The following is a 17,633-nucleotide window of genomic DNA, read 5'->3' on the forward strand; positions in this document are numbered from 1 at the left end:
ATGACCGACAAGACCGGCACCATGCTCTATCTCGATGGCGTCTCCGTCGCCTTCGACGGCTTCAAGGCCATCAACAACCTATCTATCATCGTCCACCCGGCCGAAATGCTGGCCATCATCGGCCCGAATGGCGCCGGCAAGACCACCATGATGGACATCATCACCGGCAAGACCCGGCCCGACGATGGCCAGGTGCTGTTCGATGGCCGCACCGATCTCACGAAGCTCGACGAGGCCGCCATCGCCAATCTGGGCATCGGCCGCAAGTTCCAGAAACCTACGGTCTTCGAAAGCCACACTGTCTGGGACAATATCGAAATGGCGCTGAAGAAGCCGCGCGGCGTCTTCGCCACGCTGTTCTACACCGCCGACGCCGCTGATATCGCCCGCATCACCGAAATCCTCGAAACGGTTCGTCTGATCGCGCGTAAGGACGACTATGCCGCCAATCTCAGCCACGGCCAGAAACAGTGGCTCGAAATCGGCATGCTGCTGGCGCAGGATCCAAAACTCCTGCTCGTCGACGAACCCGTCGCCGGCATGACCGACAGCGAAACCGTCGAAACTGCCAAGCTGCTCAAGGATATCGCCAAGACCCGCTCAGTCGTCGTCGTCGAGCATGACATGAGCTTCGTTCGCGAGCTGGGCTCGCGCGTCACCTGCCTCGCCGAAGGCTCCGTCCTGGCCGAGGGCAGTCTCGATCAGGTCAGCGCCAATCCCGTCGTCATCGAAAGGTATCTCGGCCGATGAGCACCGCCCTCTCGATCAATGCCATCGACCTGCACTACGGCGCCGCCCAGGCGCTGAAGTCCGTCTCGATCACCTGCCAGCCCGGCCGCATCACCGCCGTGCTTGGCCGCAATGGCGTCGGCAAATCCTCGACCCTGCGCGCCATCACCGGCGTCAACAACATCACCGCCGGCGACATCAAGTTCGGCGAGGAGGTCTTGAAAAAATCCCCGCCCTACAAGCGCGCCCGCATGGGTATCGGCTATGTGCCGCAGGGCCGTGAAATCTTCCCCTTGCTGACGGTGAAGGAAAACCTCGAAACCGGCTTTGCCGGCCTGCCCCGGTCTGAAAAGAACATTCCGCCCTACATCTTCGAGCTTTTCCCCGTGCTGAAGTCCATGCTGGGCCGGCGCGGCGGTGACCTCTCGGGTGGCCAGCAGCAACAGCTCGCGATCGGGCGTGCGCTGGTCACCCGACCCAAGGTTCTGGTGCTCGACGAACCCACCGAGGGTATCCAGCCCTCGATCATCAAGGACATCGGCCGCGCGCTGCAATTTCTGCGCGACGAAAAGGGCATGACGATTCTGCTCGTTGAACAGTTTCTCGATTTCTGCCGTGAGATTGCCGACGACATCTATGTCATGGATCGCGGCGAAATCCAGCATGCAGGCCCCTCCAGCGATCTCGATCTGCCAGAGGTGCGCCGCCATCTCATGGTCTAGACAACAAAAAACGCCCGGCAAAAGCCGGGCGTTTCTTGAATTCTACAGTAGTCGATTAGTTGGCGATCAGGCCAGCTTCGACACACTGCTCGAGGGTGATGGTGTCGAGTTCGATCAGGCCGGCAGTGCCTTCTTCAGTACCCTGTTCGCCGTCACCTTCGGTCGTGGTGCCCGCAGGGGTAGGAACATTGGCGGTGGTGTCGGTGCTACCATCGCTGGCTGCAGTGGATGCTGCGCTCAGCTCGTCGCAACGGGTCTGAACGAGAGGCATTTCGGCCTCGGTAACGGTATGGGCGCCAAGGGTCACGGCCTGCGCGAACGCTGGGCCGGCAAAGCCAAGGGTGATTGCGAGGGCGGCTGCAGAGATAATGGTCTTGGTGTGCATTTGAATAGCCTTCTGTAATGTCTCATTAAATGAGCACCTGCTCGCTTAGGAAACGCCGACCTTTGACAATCGTTGCCGAAAAAAATGTTGGAACAGCAAACAGTACACCAAGCACCCGCATGCAACGTGCATTTGGCGTGGGCGGCGTTTCTAGCAAGCAGCGCGATGGCGTCACCCATCTGGCCACGCTCTACCAGGAAGGCTGCGCCAAGATTCGCCTGCCCAATACCCATTCGCCGGCGCTTGAGGCCGTACTGATCAATACCGCGGGTGGCCTCACCGGCGGCGACGTCATGCGCTGGTCCGCCGATCTGGCTCCCAATGGCCGCATGGTCCTGACCACCCAGGCCTGCGAACGCATCTATCGCTCCATTGGCGGCCCGGCCCGTGTCGAGACGCGCCTGTCGGTCGCGGAAAATGCCCATCTCGACTGGTTACCGCAGGAAACCATCCTGTTCGCCGCCAGCCAGCTCGACCGCAAGATCGAGATCGACTTGGCGAATGGCAGCAGCCTCACCGCCGTCGAAGCCATTCTCCTGGGCCGCGACGCCATGGGCGAGGCCGCCCTCGATGCCCGCCTGCGCGACAATTGGCGCATTCGCCGCAATGGCCGGCTGATCCACGCCGAGGCCACCCGGCTCGATGGCACGCTGACCGAGCGCAACGGCCTGTCGCTGCTCGCCGGCAAGCGCGCCTTTGCCACCATCCTGCACGTCGCGCCCGATGCTGAACAATGCCACGCCCAGCTCGCGCGCATCCGCACTATTCTGCCGCAGGATGGCCGTATCGCCGCCAGCGCCAATGGAGAACGGCTGGTCATTCGCGCTTTATCGCAAACCGGGCTTGCCTTGCGCCGCCTGATCGTTCCAATTCTGGCCGAACTCTCCGGCGCCGGTTCGCTGCCGCGCCTCTGGCATCTCTAGGATCTCATTATGAACCTGACCCCCCGCGAAAAAGACAAACTGCTGATCGCCATGGCGGCCATCGTCGCCCGCAAGCGCCTCGAGCGCGGCGTCAAGCTCAACCATCCCGAAGCCATCGCGCTGATAACCGACTTCGTCGTCGAAGGTGCCCGCGACGGCCGCCCCGTCGCCGAACTGATGGAAGCGGGCGCTCATGTCATCACCCGCGCCCAGGTCATGGAAGGCATCCCCGAGATGATCCACGACATCCAGGTCGAAGCCACTTTCCCCGACGGCACCAAGCTCGTCACCGTTCACCAGCCGATCCGATAGGTGCCCTCATGATCCCAGGCGAAATCATCCCCAAGGCTGGCGAAATCCTGCTCAATGCCGATGCGATGCAGCTGACCTTGGAAGTTGCCAACACCGGCGACCGCCCGATCCAGGTCGGCTCGCACTACCATTTCTTCGAAGCCAATGCCGGCCTCAGCTTTGACCGCGACAAGGCACGTGGCATGCGCCTCGATATCGCGGCCGGCACGGCGGTTCGCTTCGAACCGGGCCAGGCCCGCGAGGTGCGGCTGATCCCACTTGGCGGCGATCGCGCGGTCTATGGCTTCCGCCAGCAGATCATGGGAGCCCTCGACTAGCACTGTGCCTGCCGTGCGAACCGCACTACAAGGCCGGCACAGTCCTCAGGAGCCAGACATGCCCCACAAATCCGAGACCATTCTGCTCAGCAAGATCACGACACTTCTCGACGATCTCCGCCGCGAAGGCGCCGAGAATGGCGAAGCCATGTTCCTGCTCGGTGCCGCCGCCGCCAATCTCGTCGACATGGGCAAGGGCCTCAACAGCTGGGCCGACTTCAAGGCCGCCGTGACCCGCGAAGACATCATCAAGCTGCTCCAGCAGATCGATGCCGAAGGCAACCGCATGCTCGACGAGGACAAGGTGAACTACGCCTATGCCCTCCAGATCATCGGCATGTCGCTGGCCGCTCTCGGGAGCGACTATCCGCAACTGCAGCAGGGCGGGGCCCTGCTCGACGACATCATCGAAACCACCCACACAAATTACCGGAATTACGTCCAGTCGCAGACGGATTCCCAGAACTAGCCGGAGGCACCATGCCCGCTCGCATTTCTCGCGCCACCTATGCCGACATGTATGGTCCCACGACCGGCGACAAGGTGCGCCTGGCCGATACGGAGCTCTTCATCGAGGTCGAGAAGGATTTCACCACCTATGGCGAAGAGGTGAAGTTTGGCGGCGGCAAGGTCATCCGTGACGGCATGGGCCAGTCGCAGCGCACGCGCGCCGAGGGCGCCGTCGATACCGTCATCACCAATGCGCTGGTCGTCGATGTCACCGGCATCTTCAAGGCCGACGTCGGCCTCAAGGATGGCCGCATCCACGCCATCGGCAAGGCCGGCAATCCCGACACCCAGTCGGGCGTCACCATCATCATCGGCCCCTCTACCGAAGTCATCGCCGGCGAGGGCCGCATCCTGACCGCCGGCGGCATGGACGCCCATATCCACTTCATCGCGCCCCAGCAGATCGAGGAAGCGCTTATGAGCGGCGTCACCACCATGCTGGGCGGCGGCACTGGCCCGGCCCATGGCACGCTGGCCACCACCTGCACCGGCGCCTGGCATATCCAGCGCATGATCGAGAGCTTCGACGGCTTCCCGATGAACCTGGCGCTGGCCGGCAAGGGCAATGCCTCCCGCCCCGCTCCGCTGGCTGAAATGATCCTGGCCGGCGCATCCTGCCTCAAGCTGCATGAGGACTGGGGCACCACCCCAGCCACCATCGACAATTGCCTCTCGGTCGCCGACGACTATGACGTCCAGGTGATGATCCATACCGATACGCTCAATGAGAGCGGCTTCGTCGAAGACACCATCGCCGCCTTCAAGGGCCGCACCATTCACGCCTTCCACACCGAAGGCGCCGGCGGCGGCCATGCCCCCGACATCCTGCGTGTCGCCGGCCTCCCTAATGTCATCCCGAGCTCGACCAACCCGACCCGGCCCTACACGATCAACACCATTGCCGAGCATCTCGACATGCTCATGGTCTGCCACCATCTCTCGCCCAACATTCCGGAAGACGTCGCCTTCGCCGAAAGCCGCATCCGCAAGGAAACCATTGCCGCCGAGGATATCCTCCACGACATGGGCGCCCTTTCGGTCATCTCGTCCGACAGCCAGGCCATGGGCCGCGTCGGCGAAGTGCTGATCCGCTGCTGGCAGACCGCCGACAAGATGAAACGCCAGCGCGGCAAGCTGGCCCAGGAAATCGGCGACAACGACAATTTCCGCGTCAAGCGCTACATCGCCAAATACACCATCAACCCCGCCATCGCCCACGGCATGAGCCAGCACATCGGCTCGATCGAGCCCGGCAAGCGCGCCGACCTGGTGCTCTGGCACCCGGCGTTTTTCGGCGTGAAGCCGGAAATGGTGCTGCTCGGCGGCTCCATCGCCGCCGCCCCGATGGGTGATCCCAATGCCTCGATCCCGACGCCGCAGCCGATGCACTACCGCCCGATGTTCGCCAGCTTCGGCAAGCTGCTGACCAATTCCTCGGTCACCTTCGTCTCCCAGGCCGCCTATGATGACGGCCTGCGTGGCAAGCTCGGGGTCGCCAAGCAGATGCTGCCGGTCACCAATACCCGCGGCGGCATCGGCAAGCATTCGATGATCCACAATTCGGCGACGCCCGACATTCAGGTCGATCCGGAAACCTACGAAGTCCATGCCGATGGCGAATTGCTCACCTGCGAGCCCGCCACCGTCCTCCCCATGGCGCAGCGCTACTTCCTGTTCTAGACAGGGCGTATGACCGATACACCAACGCTGGCCGACGCCTGGCAATTGCGCCGCGGCGGCCAGCTCGACGCCGCCCGATCGCTCGCCACCACCATCGCCCAGCGTGAGCCCGAAAGTCTCGGCGCCCAGCGCCTGCTCGCCGCACTTGCCATGCAGGCCGGCGATCCGTCAACGGCCGTCGAGCACCTGACCCTGGCCGCCCAGCAGCCCGATCCCTCGCCAGACCTGCTGGCCGAACTCGGCGCTGCCCAGCTCGCCAGCGGTGACCCCGCCACCGCCCTCAAAAACTTCCGCGGCGCCCTCGACCAGCGCCCGCGCGACGCCACCGCCCTGCGCGGCCTCGCCCAGTGCCACCAGCTGCTCGGCAATCCCGCCGAAGCACTGACCGCCTTCAAGGCCGCCCTCGCCGTGCTGCCCTATGACAAATACGCCGCCCACATGGTCGCCGCCCTCTCCGGCGCCAATCCGTCAGCCTCGGCCAATTATGTCGCCGACCTGTTCGACACCTATGCCGAAACCTTCGACAGCCATCTGACCGGCACCCTTGGCTACCGCACCCCCAGCTATATCCGCGACCTCATCGCCCCTTATGCACCGCAAAGCCTGCTTGACCTCGGCTGCGGCACCGGCCTTGTCGGCGCGGCGCTGCAGGATCGCATCGCCATCATGGACGGCATCGACATCGCCGCGCAGATGGTGCGCAAGGCCCGCGAGCGCGACATCTACCGCCACCTCCGCGTCGGCGATGCGACCGAACTCCTCGCAACCGACCCGGCCCTCGCCGGCCCCTATGATCTCGCCGCCGCCGGCGATGTCTTCGTCTACTTCGGCGATCTCGCGCCGATCTTTGCCGCCACCACCAAAGTCCTCGCCCCGGCGGGCCTCTTCGTTTTTTCGGTTGAAACTAACGAGGACCAGAACATCACCCTGCGCACCAGCGGCCGCTATGCCCATTCCCCCGCCTATATTGCCTATCTGGCGGAAGCGCATGGATTTATCATCCTTGAACAACAGCAGATGACCCTGCGCCAGGAACGCAATCAGCCCGTTCTGGGCACGCTTTACTTGCTCCGGCGTTCCTGAACGCCTCTTGTTGACCGCCCCCGAAAGCGCCAATACTGCTGCGCGGCGCTTGGCCGCCAAGGGGCTTTCGTCATGATCTATCTTCTTGCCATCGTGATTGGCATTACTGCAGGCCTGCGCGCCATGACGCCGCTGGCCGCCATCTCCTGGGGCGCATATCTCGGCTGGATCGACCTCAGCGCCACGCCGGCCGCCTTCCTCGGCAATATCATTGCCGTCATCATCATTACCCTGCTGGCCCTTGTCGAACTGGTCACCGACCAGCTGCCCAATACGCCCAGCCGCAAGGTACCGATGCAGTTCGGCGCCCGCATTGTGCTCGGCGCCCTGACCGGCGCGCTGCTGCTGCCTACCAACTGGATCATCGGCGCGCTGCTCGGTGCTGTCGGCGCGGTTATCGGCACCTATCTCGGCGCCGATATTCGCGGCCGCCTGGCCAAAGCCTTTGGCCGCGACCTGCCCGCCGCCCTGGTCGAAGACGTCGTGGCCGTGGCCCTCGCCTTCCTGGTCGTCTACCTCGCCTGATGCAAACGGGCGAGCCATCACCCGGCTCGCCCGCCAAATCATCACGACTTTGCCATGCGACTCGGCCACCTTGCTTGCAAAGAGGAGCCCGAGACATGACACGTGCGCTATTCGTCGCGGCCATCGCCGCCCTGCTCTTGCCGACCGCCGCCAATGCCGCCCAGACCTCGTTGCAGATCGAACTCAATGCCGGCCGCGATTTCGAGCGCCACGTCATGACCTATGACTGCGCCATCGAGACCCCGATCACCGTCACCTACATCAACGCCGCGCCCAATTTCCTGGCCCTGGTCCCGATCGCCGAAGAGCCCGAGGAACTGGTCTTCGTCTCGACCGTCGCAGCCTCCGGCGTGCGTTACGTCTCGGGCAAATGGGCCTGGGAAACCCGCGGCTCCGATGCCAGCCTTTACGACACCACGCTTGGCGACGATGTCGAAGCCGTGCTTACCTGCTCGGAATTCATCAACACCCCATAGGCCCATGGATCAGCTTTCGCCGGTCGAACTCTTCCCCCATGTCCGCATCGTCATGGGCATGATCGTCGGCCTGGGCATCACTCGCCTGCTGATGACCGTCGCCGGCATGATCCAGCATCCGCAGCGGGCGAAACTGTCATCTCTCCACCTGCTGTGGATCGTCTCGATCCTCGTCGAACTGGTGCTGTTCTGGTGGTGGGAATTCGCCCTCTACAAGCTGGAACACTGGACCTTCGCCATCACGCTTTTCCTCATCGTCTATGCGGTGACCCTGTTCCTGCTGGCCGCCCTGCTCTCGCCAGACAATATTGCCGAATATGACGGCTACGAGGATTTCTTCCTCAAGCGCCGCCGCTGGTTCTTCGGCCTGTTCGCCGCGACCTTTTTCCTCGACGCAATCGATACGCTGATCAAGGGCGGCACCTATTGGCAGCGTTTCGGCTGGGATTATTTCATCCAGGTGCCCTTCGGCCTGGTCATCTGCATCATCGCTATTCGCTCCTCCGACCGCCGCATACAACTCGCCGCAGTAATGGTGCATCTGGCCTATCAGGCCTATTGGATCAGCCGGTTTTTCTATACGGTGACCTGACGACCACAGAGATCCTTATCAAGCCCATGCTGCGCGCCGTATCCATCCTCCCGCCCGACCATGGCCGGGGCCTCCCCTATGACAGCGTCACCCTCGAACACACCGAACGCCGACTGCGCCGCAAGCTGTTGCGCCTCAAGGGTGGCGACGAGGTTATGGTCGACTTCCCCCAGACGCTGACGCTCGAACACGGCAGTGCCCTTGAGCTGGAAGACGGCCGTCTCGTCGGCATCATCGCGGCCGAAGAGCTGCTCTACGAAATCCGCGCCCGCGACACTGCCCACCTCGTCCGCCTTGCCTGGCACATCGGCAACCGCCACACCTCAGCCCAGCTCGAAGAAGCCCGCATCCTCATCAAGCGCGACCATGTGCTCAAGACCATGCTGGAAGGCCTCGGCGCCACGATCAGCAATGTCAGCGAGCCCTTCTATGCCGAGCATGGCGCCTATCACAGCCACGCCGACAGCGGCCACGCCCTCCTCGCCCGATGACGGCAAATTCCGACCTGCAAAAACTGCTGACCTGGCTATCGCCGGCCTTCCCGGTCGGCGCCTTCGCCTGGTCGGCAGGCCTTGAATCCGCCATCGCGTCGCGTGCGGTGCATGACCGCCTCACCACCGAGGACTGGATTTCCGGCGCGCTCAACCACGGCAGCCTGCGCACCGACGGCATTCTCTTCGCCCACGCCCATCGCGCCGCCCACGATCCTTCCGCGCTGCGCGACTTGGCCGATCTCTGCCTCGCCCTGACGCCCGCCCGCGAGCGCCACGACGAAACCACCATCACCGGCCACGCCTTTGCCACGGCCGCCAAAGCCTGGCCAACGCCGGTTCTCGCCAATCTGCCCGATCCCTGCCCCTATCCCATAGCCGTCGGCGCCATCGCCGCCGGTCACGGCATCGACCTCGAAGCGGCACTCCTCGCCTACCTAACCGCCACCATCCACAGCCAGGTTTCCGTCGCCGTCCGGCTGATCCCCATCGGCCAGTCCGACGGCCTCGCGATCTTGGCCGCGCTTGAAAGTTCCATAGCCAGCATGGCATCGCTGTGCCAGCATGCCGCGCTGGACGACATCGGCTCGGTGGCCTATGCCGCCGATATCGCCCAAATGGCGCACGAAACCCTGACCACGAGAATCTTCCGCTCATGAGCATGCTCATCGCCGCCTTCATGTTCATCGCCCTGCTGGCCGTCTCCACCGCCCACTTCCTGTGGTCGATCGGCAAGACCTGGCCGATCCGTGGCGAAAAACTCTTGGCCCAGACAGTGGTCGGTACCGCTGGCATCGAGCACATGCCACCGCGCCTCGCCTCCTTCGGCGTTGCCGTCTTCATCCTGCTCGCCGGCATTGCTGCACTGGCTTTGGCCGATCACGATGGCAACGGCCTCTGGCTGACCATTGCGGGCTTCGTCTTTGCCCTGCTGTTCCTCGCCCGCGGCGGTATCGGCTACACCGCCTGGTGGGCCAATCAGACCCCCGAACCCAATTTCCGGCTCAACGACCGGCGCGTCTATTCCCCGATGTGCCTGTTTGTCGGCGCCGGCTTCCTCGCACTCGCCATCATGAGGCTGCTATGAAATCGGAAGGCTTCATTTCAGAATTCGCTCATGCGAGTCGAATGGCGTGGTTTTCGAGAACCGGAGCGGAGCGTACGTTTGGGTACGTGAGCACCGGAAGCGCAGAAAGCCGCGTCAGGCGGCCGTAGGAGTAGAATTATGGAACGAAGCCTTAACGGTCCTCTTCGCATCGGCATCGGCGGCCCCGTCGGCTCCGGCAAGACGACGCTTTGCGAGATGCTGCTCAAGGCGATGCGCGACCGCTATTCCATGGCCGTCGTCACCAATGACATCTATACCCGCGAAGACGCCTTGATCCTTGCCCGTGTGCAGGCCATTTCCGAGGACCGCATCGTCGGCGTCGAAACCGGCGGCTGCCCGCACACCGCCATCCGCGAGGACGCCTCACTCAACCTCGCCGCCATCGACGACCTCAACAAGAAATTCCCCGATCTCGACATCATTCTTATTGAGAGCGGCGGCGACAATCTGGCGGCCACCTTCTCGCCCGACCTGGCGGATCTGACCATCTACGTCATCTCCGTCGCCCAGGGCGAAAAGATCCCCCGCAAGGGTGGCCCCGCCATTTCCCGCTCGGATCTCCTCGTCATCACCCACACCGACCTCGCCCCCTATGTCGGTGCCAGCCTCGAAGTGATGGAAAGCGACACCCAAAAAGTCCGCGACGGCCGCCCCTATATCTTCACCGACCTGCTCCGCCGTGAAAGCCTCGACCAGATCATCGCCTATATCGAACACGCCGGCGGCCTGTCGGACGCTCAAGCGGCCGAGTAGGTCGGAGTGGGCGGCGTATTGCGCCTCCGCAAGCATCTGTCGGGACCGCTATTGGCGCCGGCCTGGCCGGCCGGAGTGCGGCTATTGCCTGTGAGCACCGTGGCACCGGAGGCCCTGCACGCCATCCTGGAAACAGCCTACGCCAACGGCTTCGGCAGCGTGCCGGCCTTTGCCGACTGGTGGCTATCGATCACATCTGACGAAGAATACGACCCCGCCCTGGTCTTCATCGCCGCCGACGAAACCGACCAGCCCATTGGCCTCGCTTTGTGCTGGACCGGCGGCTTCATCAAGGACATCGCCGTCAGCCAGCCCTGGCGCGGCAAGGGCATAGGCGAAAGCCTGCTCCACGCCGTCTTCGCTGCCTTCAAGCACCGCGGGCTCGAGCACGTCGATCTCAAGGTCATGGCTGCCAACGCGCCAGCAATTTGCCTCTACCACCGGGTCGGCATGGTCGAAGTCGCGCTTTAGGGCTACTGGGCCGGTGACTAGCCATCACCCCGCCCTCAATCCCTCCCCCTTGTGGGGACGGTGGCCCCGAAGGGGTCGGGTGGTGGTGCCTTCTCTTCGGGCCTTATTCAGCCGCCCGCACCAGCGCCACCACCGACCGCGGCGTCAGCGTCGCCGTCCCGTCGGTCAACACCACCGTGGCCGTAGCGTCCGACGCAACACCCACCGTCCAATGCCCCTCTGGCAGGCGCGCCACTACCGGCTCGGTGCGGCGGTTGAACCAGACCAGCACTTCGTCGTCCTTGTTGCGCAAATGCATGCCCAGCACCGAGGCGGTCCAGTCGTTCCAGTCGCCCTCGGTCATCTCGCGACCATCGGGATGCAGCCAGACCACATCCCGCACGCCATTCTTGTCCTGGCCGGTGAGAAAGTGGTCATGCGTCAGCGCCGAATGATCCTTGCGGAATTTTGCCATGGCGGCGACGAAATCCACCATGTCGCCATCGGCATTTTCCCAGTCCAGCCAGGTGATCTCATTGTCCTGCGCATAGGCATTGTTATTGCCCTGCTGGGTGCGGAACATTTCGTCGCCCTGCTGCAGCAGCGGCACGCCACGCGACAGGAACAGTGTCGCCAGCAGCGCCCGCACGTCGCGCTTGCGCGCTGCGACAATACCCTCGTCGTCCGTATCGCCCTCGACGCCGCAATTCCACGAGGCATTATGGCCGTGGCCGTCGCGATTGCCTTCGCCATTGGCCTCATTGTGCTTGTCGACATAGCTGACCAGGTCGCGCAGCGTAAAACCGTCATGCACCGCCAGCATGTTGACGCCATGGCTCGGCTTGCGGCCCGAATTGTCGAAAATCTCCGCCGACCCAGCCACCTTGCCGGCCAGCGCACCGATCTTGCCGTTCTCACCGCGCCAGAATTCGCGGATCTCGTCGCGATAGGTGTCGTTATGTTCGCGGAATTCCTTGCCGAACTGCCCCAGCGCATAGCCGCCCGGGCCGGGATCCCATGGTTCGGCCACGAGGATGCACTGGCTCAGCACCGGGTCGGCCTTGATCTTCTGCAGCATTTCCGCATTGGCATTGAAGCCCGGATCGCGCCCCAGCACTGTCGCCAGGTCGAAACGGAAACCGGACACGCCCATTTCCTCGACCCAATAGCGCAGCGACTCGATCACGAGCCGCTGTACCGCCGGATGATCACAGCGCAGCGTATTGCCGGTGCCGGTATCATTGACCAGCACCTGCTTGCCGTCGATCTCGGCGAAGCGATAATAGGTCCGCGCATCGAGCCCCATCAGGCTCAGCATCGGCCCATTGTGATCGCTTTCGCCGGTGTGGTTATAGACCACATCGAGGATCACCGAGATGCCGTTCTTGCGATAGAGATCGGTCATGTTCCGCAATTCCTGCGGTCCACGCGGGGCGAGGCGCGGATCGATCGCCGAATAGGCCACCGGATTATAGCCCCAGGCATTGGTCAGCCCGAGCACCGGCAGATGACCCTCGTCGATCCAGGCCGCCGTCGGCATCAGCTGCAGCGTATCGACACCGATAAATTTGAGATGATCGATCACCCGCTGCGTGGTCAGCGCCGCAATCGTGCCGCGCAACGGCCCCTGCACGCTGGGATGGCGCATGGTGTAACCGCGCACATTCATCTCGTAGAACAGTCCCGGCGCCTTCTTGCGCGGCAGGATGTTCTCGGCGCTGTCGCTGGTGACGATCGCCTTGGGGATCAACGGCGCTGTATCCACCGCCTCGGCCCGGTCCAGCCGCAGCCGTGGCGAACGTACGAACACGCGGTCGAGCCGCTTGGCATAGGGGTCAACGAGCAGTTTCATCGGGTCGAAGAAATAGCCCTGGTCGGGGTCATACGGGCCATCCGCCCGCAGCCCATAGCGCGCGCCGGCCGCCAAGCCCGCAACCAGCCCGGCCCGGATGTGCTCGCGATGTACATCCAGCTCGAACCGATCGGTCTCCTGGTCCTGCTCGTCAAAGATCGACACCCAGATCGCGGTGGCGCTTTCCGAATAGACCGCAAAGTTCACGCCTTCCTCGGTCACGGTTGCGCCGAGCTTTTCGATACTGCCCCCATTGGGGACCAGCGTAACAGTCATAGGCGTTCCGATATCAGAGCGTTTTCAGGAAAAGTAGGCACCGGTTTTCCGTCCGGAAACGCGTCACTGCCTTAAGTGATGACGCTGGGTTCTGTGCGGCCGGTGCGCTGCTTGATGCCAGCCAACTGGTCGGCCAGTTCGATCAGCGGCTGCAGCGCCGATTGCGTTTCGAGATCATGGCTGCCACCCGCCGCCTCATAGCGTTCCAAGTACAGCCGCAGCGTTGCGCCCACCGTGCCGGTGCCGGAAAGGCGCAGCACAATCCGCGACCCATCGGTAAAGCCGATCCGGATGCCCTGCTTGGCGCTGGTCGAGCCGTCCACCGGGTCGTGATAGGTGAAATCATCGGCATAGGCGACCTGCAGGTCCTCGCCGAAATTCTGTCCCGGCAGCGCCGGCAATTGGGCCCGCAGGTCCTCTACCAGCTTGCCGGCAATCGCCGCATCGACCTCTTCATAGTCGTGGCGGGTATAATAGTTCCGCCCATAGGTCGCCCAATGCTCGCGCACGATCTGGTCGACGCTCTGCTTGCGCACGGCCAGGATGTTGAGCCAGAGCAAGACAGCCCAGAGACCATCCTTCTCGCGCACATGGTCCGAACCCGTTCCAGCGCTCTCTTCGCCGCAGATCGTCACCCGGCCCGCATCGAGCAGATTGCCGAAGAATTTCCAGCCAGTCGGCGTTTCGTGCATCTCGATGCCGAGCTTTTCCGCCACCCGGTCCGCCGCCGCACTGGTCGGCATCGACCGCGCAATGCCGGCGATGCCCTTCTTATAGCCCGGCGCCAGATGCGCATTGGCCGCCAGCAGCGCCAGCGAATCCGATGGCGTCACGAAGCGCCCCTTGCCGATGATCAGGTTGCGATCGCCATCGCCATCCGAAGCCGCGCCGAAATCCGGCCCGGCCTCCGTCATCAGCAGCTCGTACATATCCTTGCAATAGACCAGGTTTGGATCGGGATGCCCGTCATTGAAGGTCGGCGACGGCTCGCCATTCTTGACCGTCCCCTTGGGCGCGCCCAAAATGCCTTCGAGGATCGCATGGGCATAAGGCCCGGTTACCGCCGACATGGCATCGAAGGTCATGCTGAAGCCGCCGGCGAACAGCGCCTTGATGGCATCGAAGTCGAACAGCGTCTGCATCAGCGCCGCATAGTCGGTGACCGGATCGATCACCTCCACCACCATGTCGCCAACCGTCTGCATGCCGATGGCGCCCAAGTCGATATCGGCCGCATCGACCGTCTTGTAGCTGTCGATCACCTTGGTGCGTTCGAACACCGCATCGGTGTTCTTCTCCGGCGCCGGTCCACCATTGCCGATATTATACTTGATGCCGAAATCGCCCTCCGGCCCGCCCGGATTATGGCTCGCCGACAGCACCAGGCCACCAAACGCCTTGTAGTGCCGAATGACATGGCTGGCGGCCGGCGTCGACAGAATGCCACCTTGCCCGACCAGCACCTTGCCAAAGCCATTGGCCGCCGCAATGCGGATCGCCTTCTGGATGGCCACATCATTGTAGAAGCGCCCGTCGCCGCCGATCACCAGCGTCTGTCCCTCGAACCCTTCCAGGCTATCGAAGATCGCCTGGATATAGTTCTCGACATAATTGGGCTGGCTATAGACGGTCACCCGCTTGCGCAGGCCCGAGGTGCCGGGTTTCTGGTCGCCGTATGGCGTCGTCTTAATGGTCTGGATCGTCATTGGTCTTCAGCCCGGTAATGGTGGCGTAGAGATCGGCATAGCGCGCGGCGCTCGTCTCCCAGGAGACGTCCGATTTCATTCCCCGCCGTTGGATTTTTTTCCAGAGTTTTTCGTCGCTATAGAGCCGAACCGTCTTGCGGATCGCCTCGTAAACCGCATGCGCGCTATTGGCGTCGAACACCACGCCGGTCGCCACTTCCGCCGCGATCGCCGCCGGATTGGCATCGATCACCGTATCCGCCAGCCCGCCGATGCGGCTCACCACCGGCACGCAGCCATAGCGCAGCCCATAGAGCTGGGTCAGCCCGCAAGGCTCGAAGCGTGACGGAATGATGATGGCGTCACAGCCGCCCTGCATCAGATGGCTCAGCGCCTCGTTATAGCCATTGGCAATGGACACCTTGCCAGGATGCTTGGCCGCGACATGGCGGAACCCGTCTTCCAGGTAGGCCTCGCCCGAACCCAGCACCGCCAGCCGGCCACCCAGATCGACCAGCCCGTCGACGGCCTGCAACAACAGGTCCATGCCCTTCTGGTCGGTCAGCCGGCTGACCACGCAGAACAGCGGCCCATCCGTGCCATCCAGCTCGAATTTATCCACCACCGCCTGCTTGTTGGCCGCACGGCCCTGCATCGTATTGGCGGTGAAGGTCTTGGCCAGCGCCGGATCGGTTGCCGGGTCCCAGGCATCGGTGTCGATGCCATTGAGGATGCCCACCACCGTATCGGCGCGGCCGTTGAGCAGCCCTTCCAGCCCCATGCCGAATTCCGGCGTGCGGATTTCGTCGGCATAATTGGGGCTGACCGTCGTGACATAATCGGCGCATTCCATGCCCGACTTGAGATAGGAAATCCCGCCAAAATATTCGACGCCACCCACGCCAAAGGCATGCGGCGGGAGGCGCAATTGCCCGAAGATTTCCGCGCCGAAAAAGCCCTTGAAGGCCATGTTGTGGACGGTCATCACCGTCTTCACATGGGCCACCGGGCCAAACTTCAGATAGGCCGGTGCCAGCCCCGCCTGCCAGTCATGCGCATGGATCACCTGCGGATGATAGCCATCCACCAGCCCCATGCCCAGTTCCGCCGCCACCCAGCCCAACGCCGCAAAGCGCTTCCAATTGTCCGGCCAGTCCCAGCCATCCGGGCTGACATAGGGATTGCCCGGCCGGTCATAGAGCACCGGCGCATCGATCACGATGACATCCAGCCCCTCGACACGCGCCGCGATCAGCTTGGCCTGTATGCCGAACAGATCGTCGAGCTCCTTGACCACGCGGCCACCAGTCAGCTTGCCCATCACCGACGGATAGCCCGGCACCAGCGTCCGCATGGTCACGCCATGCGAACTCAATGCGCCCGGCAGGGCGCCCGCCACGTCGGCGAGCCCCCCGGTCTTGATCAGCGGATAGACCTCGGATGCAACCGAGAGAACTTCGATCATCGGCCTGCCAGATACTTGTTGATCATTGCCTGGGTGATCAGCGTCACCCCCTCGTCGCTGCGGCGGAACCACTTCGCGTCGAATTCTGGATCCTCGCCAACGACGAGCCCTTCTGGAATATTCACGCCGCGGTCGATCACCACTTTCTTCAGCCGCGCATTCCGCCCGATATCGCAATAGGGCAGTACCACCGCCTCATCCAGCACCGAATAGCTATGCACTCGCGAGCCGGTCGACAGCAGCGTCTTCTGCAGATGCCCGCCCGAAATGATGCAGTCGCCCGAGACCAGCGAATTCACCGCCGAGCCGCGCCGACCGTCGAAATCATGCACGAACTTGGCCGGCGGGGTGATCTCGGCATAGGTCCAGATCGGCCAGTCGCGATCATAAAGATCGAGCTGCGGCTTGATGTCGGTCAGATCAATGGAAGCTTTCCAATAAGCATCGATCGTGCCGACGTCGCGCCAATAGCTGACCTCTTCATTGCTCGAACGAACACACGAGCGTGGGAAACGATGCGCCCAGGCCGTGCCGTTCTTGACGATATAGGGAATGATGTCCTTGCCGAAGTCGCGGCTCGAGCCTTCGGTCGCTGCGTCGCGGCGCAGCTGTTCCATCAGGAAGCGCGTCTCGAACACATAAATACCCATCGAGGCCAAAGCCATTTCTGGCTTGTCCGGAATGCCCGGCGGATCCTTTGGCTTCTCGACGAAATCGACCACCCGGTCGCGCCCGTCGACATGCATCACTCCAAAGCCGGTGGCTTCCATGCGCGGCACTTCGAGGCACCCGATGGTCACATCGGCCCCGGTGTCCACATGCTGGCGCAGCATGATTTCATAGTCCATCTTGTAGATATGGTCGCCCGCCAGGATGACGATATAGCGCGCGCCCGAATCCTCGATGATGTCCATGTTCTGGTACACGGCGTCGGCCGTGCCGGCATACCACATGTCCTCACGCACGCGCTGCGAAGCGGGCAGCACGTCGAAACTTTCGTTACGCTCCGGCCGCAGGAAGTTCCAGCCGCGCGACAGGTGGCGGATCAGCGAATGCGCCTGGTATTGCGTCGCCACGGAAATGCGGCGAATGCCCGAATTGATGGCGTTGCTCAGCGCAAAGTCGATGATGCGCGACTTGCCGCCAAAATACACCGCCGGCTTGGCGCGGCGATCGGTCAATTCCATCAGGCGCGTACCGCGCCCACCGGCCAGCACATAAGCCATGGCCTCGCGGGCCAGCGGCGATGGTACTCTGTAGTCTGCCATTATTCTAACCCTCCACTACGCCCGTTGCCCG

The 17,633-nt window shown here is 63.0% G+C and carries 21 protein-coding genes; 16 read left to right on the forward strand and 5 right to left on the reverse strand.

The features are described 5' to 3' along the window. Together urtD and urtE are read left to right on the forward strand one after the other, a co-directional pair. Window positions 1–750 (forward strand): urea ABC transporter ATP-binding protein UrtD, encoded by a 750-nt coding sequence (urtD, locus tag BM045_RS08140; RefSeq protein WP_092181994.1) that lies wholly within the window; start codon window positions 1–3, stop codon window positions 748–750. Beyond that, window positions 747–1,451, forward strand: coding sequence for an urea ABC transporter ATP-binding subunit UrtE (gene urtE, locus BM045_RS08145; RefSeq protein WP_092181997.1), 705 nt, complete (start codon window positions 747–749; stop codon window positions 1,449–1,451). Before urtD ends, urtE begins: the two co-directional genes overlap by 4 nt. A 55-nt stretch (window positions 1,452–1,506) precedes the next feature. On the opposite strand, the gene BM045_RS08150 is transcribed toward urtE, so the two are convergent. Then, window positions 1,507–1,836, reverse strand: coding sequence for a hypothetical protein (locus BM045_RS08150; RefSeq protein WP_092182000.1), 330 nt, complete (start codon window positions 1,834–1,836; stop codon window positions 1,507–1,509). A 119-nt stretch (window positions 1,837–1,955) separates the two neighbouring features. On the opposite strand from BM045_RS08150, the gene BM045_RS08155 reads away from it, so the two are divergent. The 14 genes from BM045_RS08155 to BM045_RS08220 all read left to right on the forward strand — a co-directional run bounded on the left by BM045_RS08155 (window position 1,956) and on the right by BM045_RS08220 (window position 11,077). Next, entirely contained in the window at window positions 1,956–2,759 is an 804-nt protein-coding gene (locus tag BM045_RS08155) for an urease accessory protein UreD (protein ID WP_244522927.1), read from the forward strand. 9 nt (window positions 2,760–2,768) lie between these two features. Next, a complete protein-coding gene (locus BM045_RS08160; RefSeq protein ID WP_092182005.1) occupies window positions 2,769–3,071 on the forward strand; it encodes an urease subunit gamma in 303 nt (100 codons plus the stop codon). An 8-nt stretch (window positions 3,072–3,079) separates the two neighbouring features. Continuing rightward, window positions 3,080–3,388 carry an urease subunit beta gene (locus BM045_RS08165; protein WP_092182008.1) on the forward strand — a complete coding sequence of 103 codons (309 nt, stop codon included), beginning with the start codon at window positions 3,080–3,082 and terminating at the stop codon, window positions 3,386–3,388. Between the two features lie 58 nt (window positions 3,389–3,446). Further along, the gene (locus tag BM045_RS08170; protein ID WP_092182011.1) at window positions 3,447–3,857 is read left to right on the forward strand and encodes a hypothetical protein; all 411 of its coding nucleotides are present in this window, start codon (window positions 3,447–3,449) and stop codon (window positions 3,855–3,857) included. Window positions 3,858–3,868: 11 nt separating this feature from the next. Continuing rightward, entirely contained in the window at window positions 3,869–5,578 is a 1,710-nt protein-coding gene (gene ureC, locus BM045_RS08175) for an urease subunit alpha (RefSeq protein WP_092182014.1), read from the forward strand. 9 nt (window positions 5,579–5,587) lie between these two features. Continuing rightward, the gene (locus BM045_RS08180) at window positions 5,588–6,661 is read left to right on the forward strand and encodes a tetratricopeptide repeat protein (RefSeq protein WP_092182017.1); all 1,074 of its coding nucleotides are present in this window, start codon (window positions 5,588–5,590) and stop codon (window positions 6,659–6,661) included. Window positions 6,662–6,733: 72 nt separating this feature from the next. Then, window positions 6,734–7,186 (forward strand): DUF4126 family protein, encoded by a 453-nt coding sequence (locus BM045_RS08185; protein WP_092182020.1) that lies wholly within the window; start codon window positions 6,734–6,736, stop codon window positions 7,184–7,186. 95 nt (window positions 7,187–7,281) lie between these two features. Beyond that, complete coding sequence (locus BM045_RS08190) at window positions 7,282–7,662, forward strand: MliC family protein (protein WP_170848438.1); 381 nt, start codon at window positions 7,282–7,284, stop codon at window positions 7,660–7,662. A gap of 4 nt (window positions 7,663–7,666) precedes the next feature. Next, complete coding sequence (locus BM045_RS08195; protein ID WP_092182025.1) at window positions 7,667–8,254, forward strand: hypothetical protein; 588 nt, start codon at window positions 7,667–7,669, stop codon at window positions 8,252–8,254. Between the two features lie 26 nt (window positions 8,255–8,280). Next, window positions 8,281–8,745, forward strand: a complete 465-nt coding sequence (locus BM045_RS08200; protein WP_092182028.1) for an urease accessory protein UreE — start codon at window positions 8,281–8,283, stop codon at window positions 8,743–8,745. Continuing rightward, the gene (locus tag BM045_RS08205; RefSeq protein ID WP_092182031.1) at window positions 8,742–9,404 is read left to right on the forward strand and encodes an urease accessory protein UreF; all 663 of its coding nucleotides are present in this window, start codon (window positions 8,742–8,744) and stop codon (window positions 9,402–9,404) included. Before BM045_RS08200 ends, BM045_RS08205 begins: the two co-directional genes overlap by 4 nt. Continuing rightward, window positions 9,401–9,832, forward strand: a complete 432-nt coding sequence (locus tag BM045_RS08210; protein WP_092182034.1) for a DUF3995 domain-containing protein — start codon at window positions 9,401–9,403, stop codon at window positions 9,830–9,832. Before BM045_RS08205 ends, BM045_RS08210 begins: the two co-directional genes overlap by 4 nt. A gap of 138 nt (window positions 9,833–9,970) precedes the next feature. Beyond that, window positions 9,971–10,606, forward strand: coding sequence for an urease accessory protein UreG (gene ureG, locus BM045_RS08215; RefSeq protein ID WP_092182037.1), 636 nt, complete (start codon window positions 9,971–9,973; stop codon window positions 10,604–10,606). Between the two features lie 90 nt (window positions 10,607–10,696). After that, window positions 10,697–11,077 carry a GNAT family N-acetyltransferase gene (locus BM045_RS08220; RefSeq protein ID WP_244522962.1) on the forward strand — a complete coding sequence of 127 codons (381 nt, stop codon included), beginning with the start codon at window positions 10,697–10,699 and terminating at the stop codon, window positions 11,075–11,077. A 103-nt stretch (window positions 11,078–11,180) separates the two neighbouring features. Here BM045_RS08220 and glgX read toward each other — a convergent pair whose 3' ends face one another. From glgX to glgC, 4 genes are all read right to left on the reverse strand, one after another. Beyond that, window positions 11,181–13,184, reverse strand: a complete 2,004-nt coding sequence (gene glgX, locus BM045_RS08225) for a glycogen debranching protein GlgX (RefSeq protein WP_092182043.1) — start codon at window positions 13,182–13,184, stop codon at window positions 11,181–11,183. A 71-nt stretch (window positions 13,185–13,255) separates the two neighbouring features. Beyond that, window positions 13,256–14,890, reverse strand: coding sequence for an alpha-D-glucose phosphate-specific phosphoglucomutase (locus tag BM045_RS08230; protein ID WP_092182046.1), 1,635 nt, complete (start codon window positions 14,888–14,890; stop codon window positions 13,256–13,258). Beyond that, complete coding sequence (gene glgA, locus BM045_RS08235; RefSeq protein WP_092183154.1) at window positions 14,871–16,331, reverse strand: glycogen synthase GlgA; 1,461 nt, start codon at window positions 16,329–16,331, stop codon at window positions 14,871–14,873. Before glgA ends, BM045_RS08230 begins: the two co-directional genes overlap by 20 nt. Beyond that, window positions 16,331–17,602, reverse strand: a complete 1,272-nt coding sequence (gene glgC / locus BM045_RS08240; protein WP_092182049.1) for a glucose-1-phosphate adenylyltransferase — start codon at window positions 17,600–17,602, stop codon at window positions 16,331–16,333. The genes glgA and glgC overlap by 1 nt, the downstream gene beginning before the upstream one ends. Window positions 17,603–17,633: the final 31 nt, after the last annotated feature.

This window comes from Devosia sp. YR412 (assembly GCF_900110945.1).
Classification (GTDB): domain Bacteria; phylum Pseudomonadota; class Alphaproteobacteria; order Rhizobiales; family Devosiaceae; genus Devosia.

What these genes read in the sequence shown, in the direction of transcription:
- BM045_RS08190 (WP_170848438.1), top strand. Translation starts at nt 7,282, where the DNA reads ATGACACGTGCGCTATTCGTCGCGGCCATCGCCGCCCTGCTCTTGCCG.
- ureC (WP_092182014.1), top strand. Translation starts at nt 3,869, where the DNA reads ATGCCCGCTCGCATTTCTCGCGCCACCTATGCCGACATGTATGGTCCC.
- BM045_RS08195 (WP_092182025.1), top strand. Translation starts at nt 7,667, where the DNA reads ATGGATCAGCTTTCGCCGGTCGAACTCTTCCCCCATGTCCGCATCGTC.
- BM045_RS08150 (WP_092182000.1), bottom strand. Translation starts at nt 1,836, where the DNA reads ATGCACACCAAGACCATTATCTCTGCAGCCGCCCTCGCAATCACCCTT.
- BM045_RS08185 (WP_092182020.1), top strand. Translation starts at nt 6,734, where the DNA reads ATGATCTATCTTCTTGCCATCGTGATTGGCATTACTGCAGGCCTGCGC.
- urtD (WP_092181994.1), top strand. Translation starts at nt 1, where the DNA reads ATGACCGACAAGACCGGCACCATGCTCTATCTCGATGGCGTCTCCGTC.
- BM045_RS08200 (WP_092182028.1), top strand. Translation starts at nt 8,281, where the DNA reads ATGCTGCGCGCCGTATCCATCCTCCCGCCCGACCATGGCCGGGGCCTC.
- BM045_RS08170 (WP_092182011.1), top strand. Translation starts at nt 3,447, where the DNA reads ATGCCCCACAAATCCGAGACCATTCTGCTCAGCAAGATCACGACACTT.
- BM045_RS08180 (WP_092182017.1), top strand. Translation starts at nt 5,588, where the DNA reads ATGACCGATACACCAACGCTGGCCGACGCCTGGCAATTGCGCCGCGGC.
- BM045_RS08230 (WP_092182046.1), bottom strand. Translation starts at nt 14,890, where the DNA reads ATGACGATCCAGACCATTAAGACGACGCCATACGGCGACCAGAAACCC.
- urtE (WP_092181997.1), top strand. Translation starts at nt 747, where the DNA reads ATGAGCACCGCCCTCTCGATCAATGCCATCGACCTGCACTACGGCGCC.
- glgC (WP_092182049.1), bottom strand. Translation starts at nt 17,602, where the DNA reads ATGGCAGACTACAGAGTACCATCGCCGCTGGCCCGCGAGGCCATGGCT.
- BM045_RS08205 (WP_092182031.1), top strand. Translation starts at nt 8,742, where the DNA reads ATGACGGCAAATTCCGACCTGCAAAAACTGCTGACCTGGCTATCGCCG.
- ureG (WP_092182037.1), top strand. Translation starts at nt 9,971, where the DNA reads ATGGAACGAAGCCTTAACGGTCCTCTTCGCATCGGCATCGGCGGCCCC.
- BM045_RS08160 (WP_092182005.1), top strand. Translation starts at nt 2,769, where the DNA reads ATGAACCTGACCCCCCGCGAAAAAGACAAACTGCTGATCGCCATGGCG.
- BM045_RS08155 (WP_244522927.1), top strand. Translation starts at nt 1,956, where the DNA reads ATGCAACGTGCATTTGGCGTGGGCGGCGTTTCTAGCAAGCAGCGCGAT.
- BM045_RS08165 (WP_092182008.1), top strand. Translation starts at nt 3,080, where the DNA reads ATGATCCCAGGCGAAATCATCCCCAAGGCTGGCGAAATCCTGCTCAAT.
- BM045_RS08210 (WP_092182034.1), top strand. Translation starts at nt 9,401, where the DNA reads ATGAGCATGCTCATCGCCGCCTTCATGTTCATCGCCCTGCTGGCCGTC.
- glgX (WP_092182043.1), bottom strand. Translation starts at nt 13,184, where the DNA reads ATGACTGTTACGCTGGTCCCCAATGGGGGCAGTATCGAAAAGCTCGGC.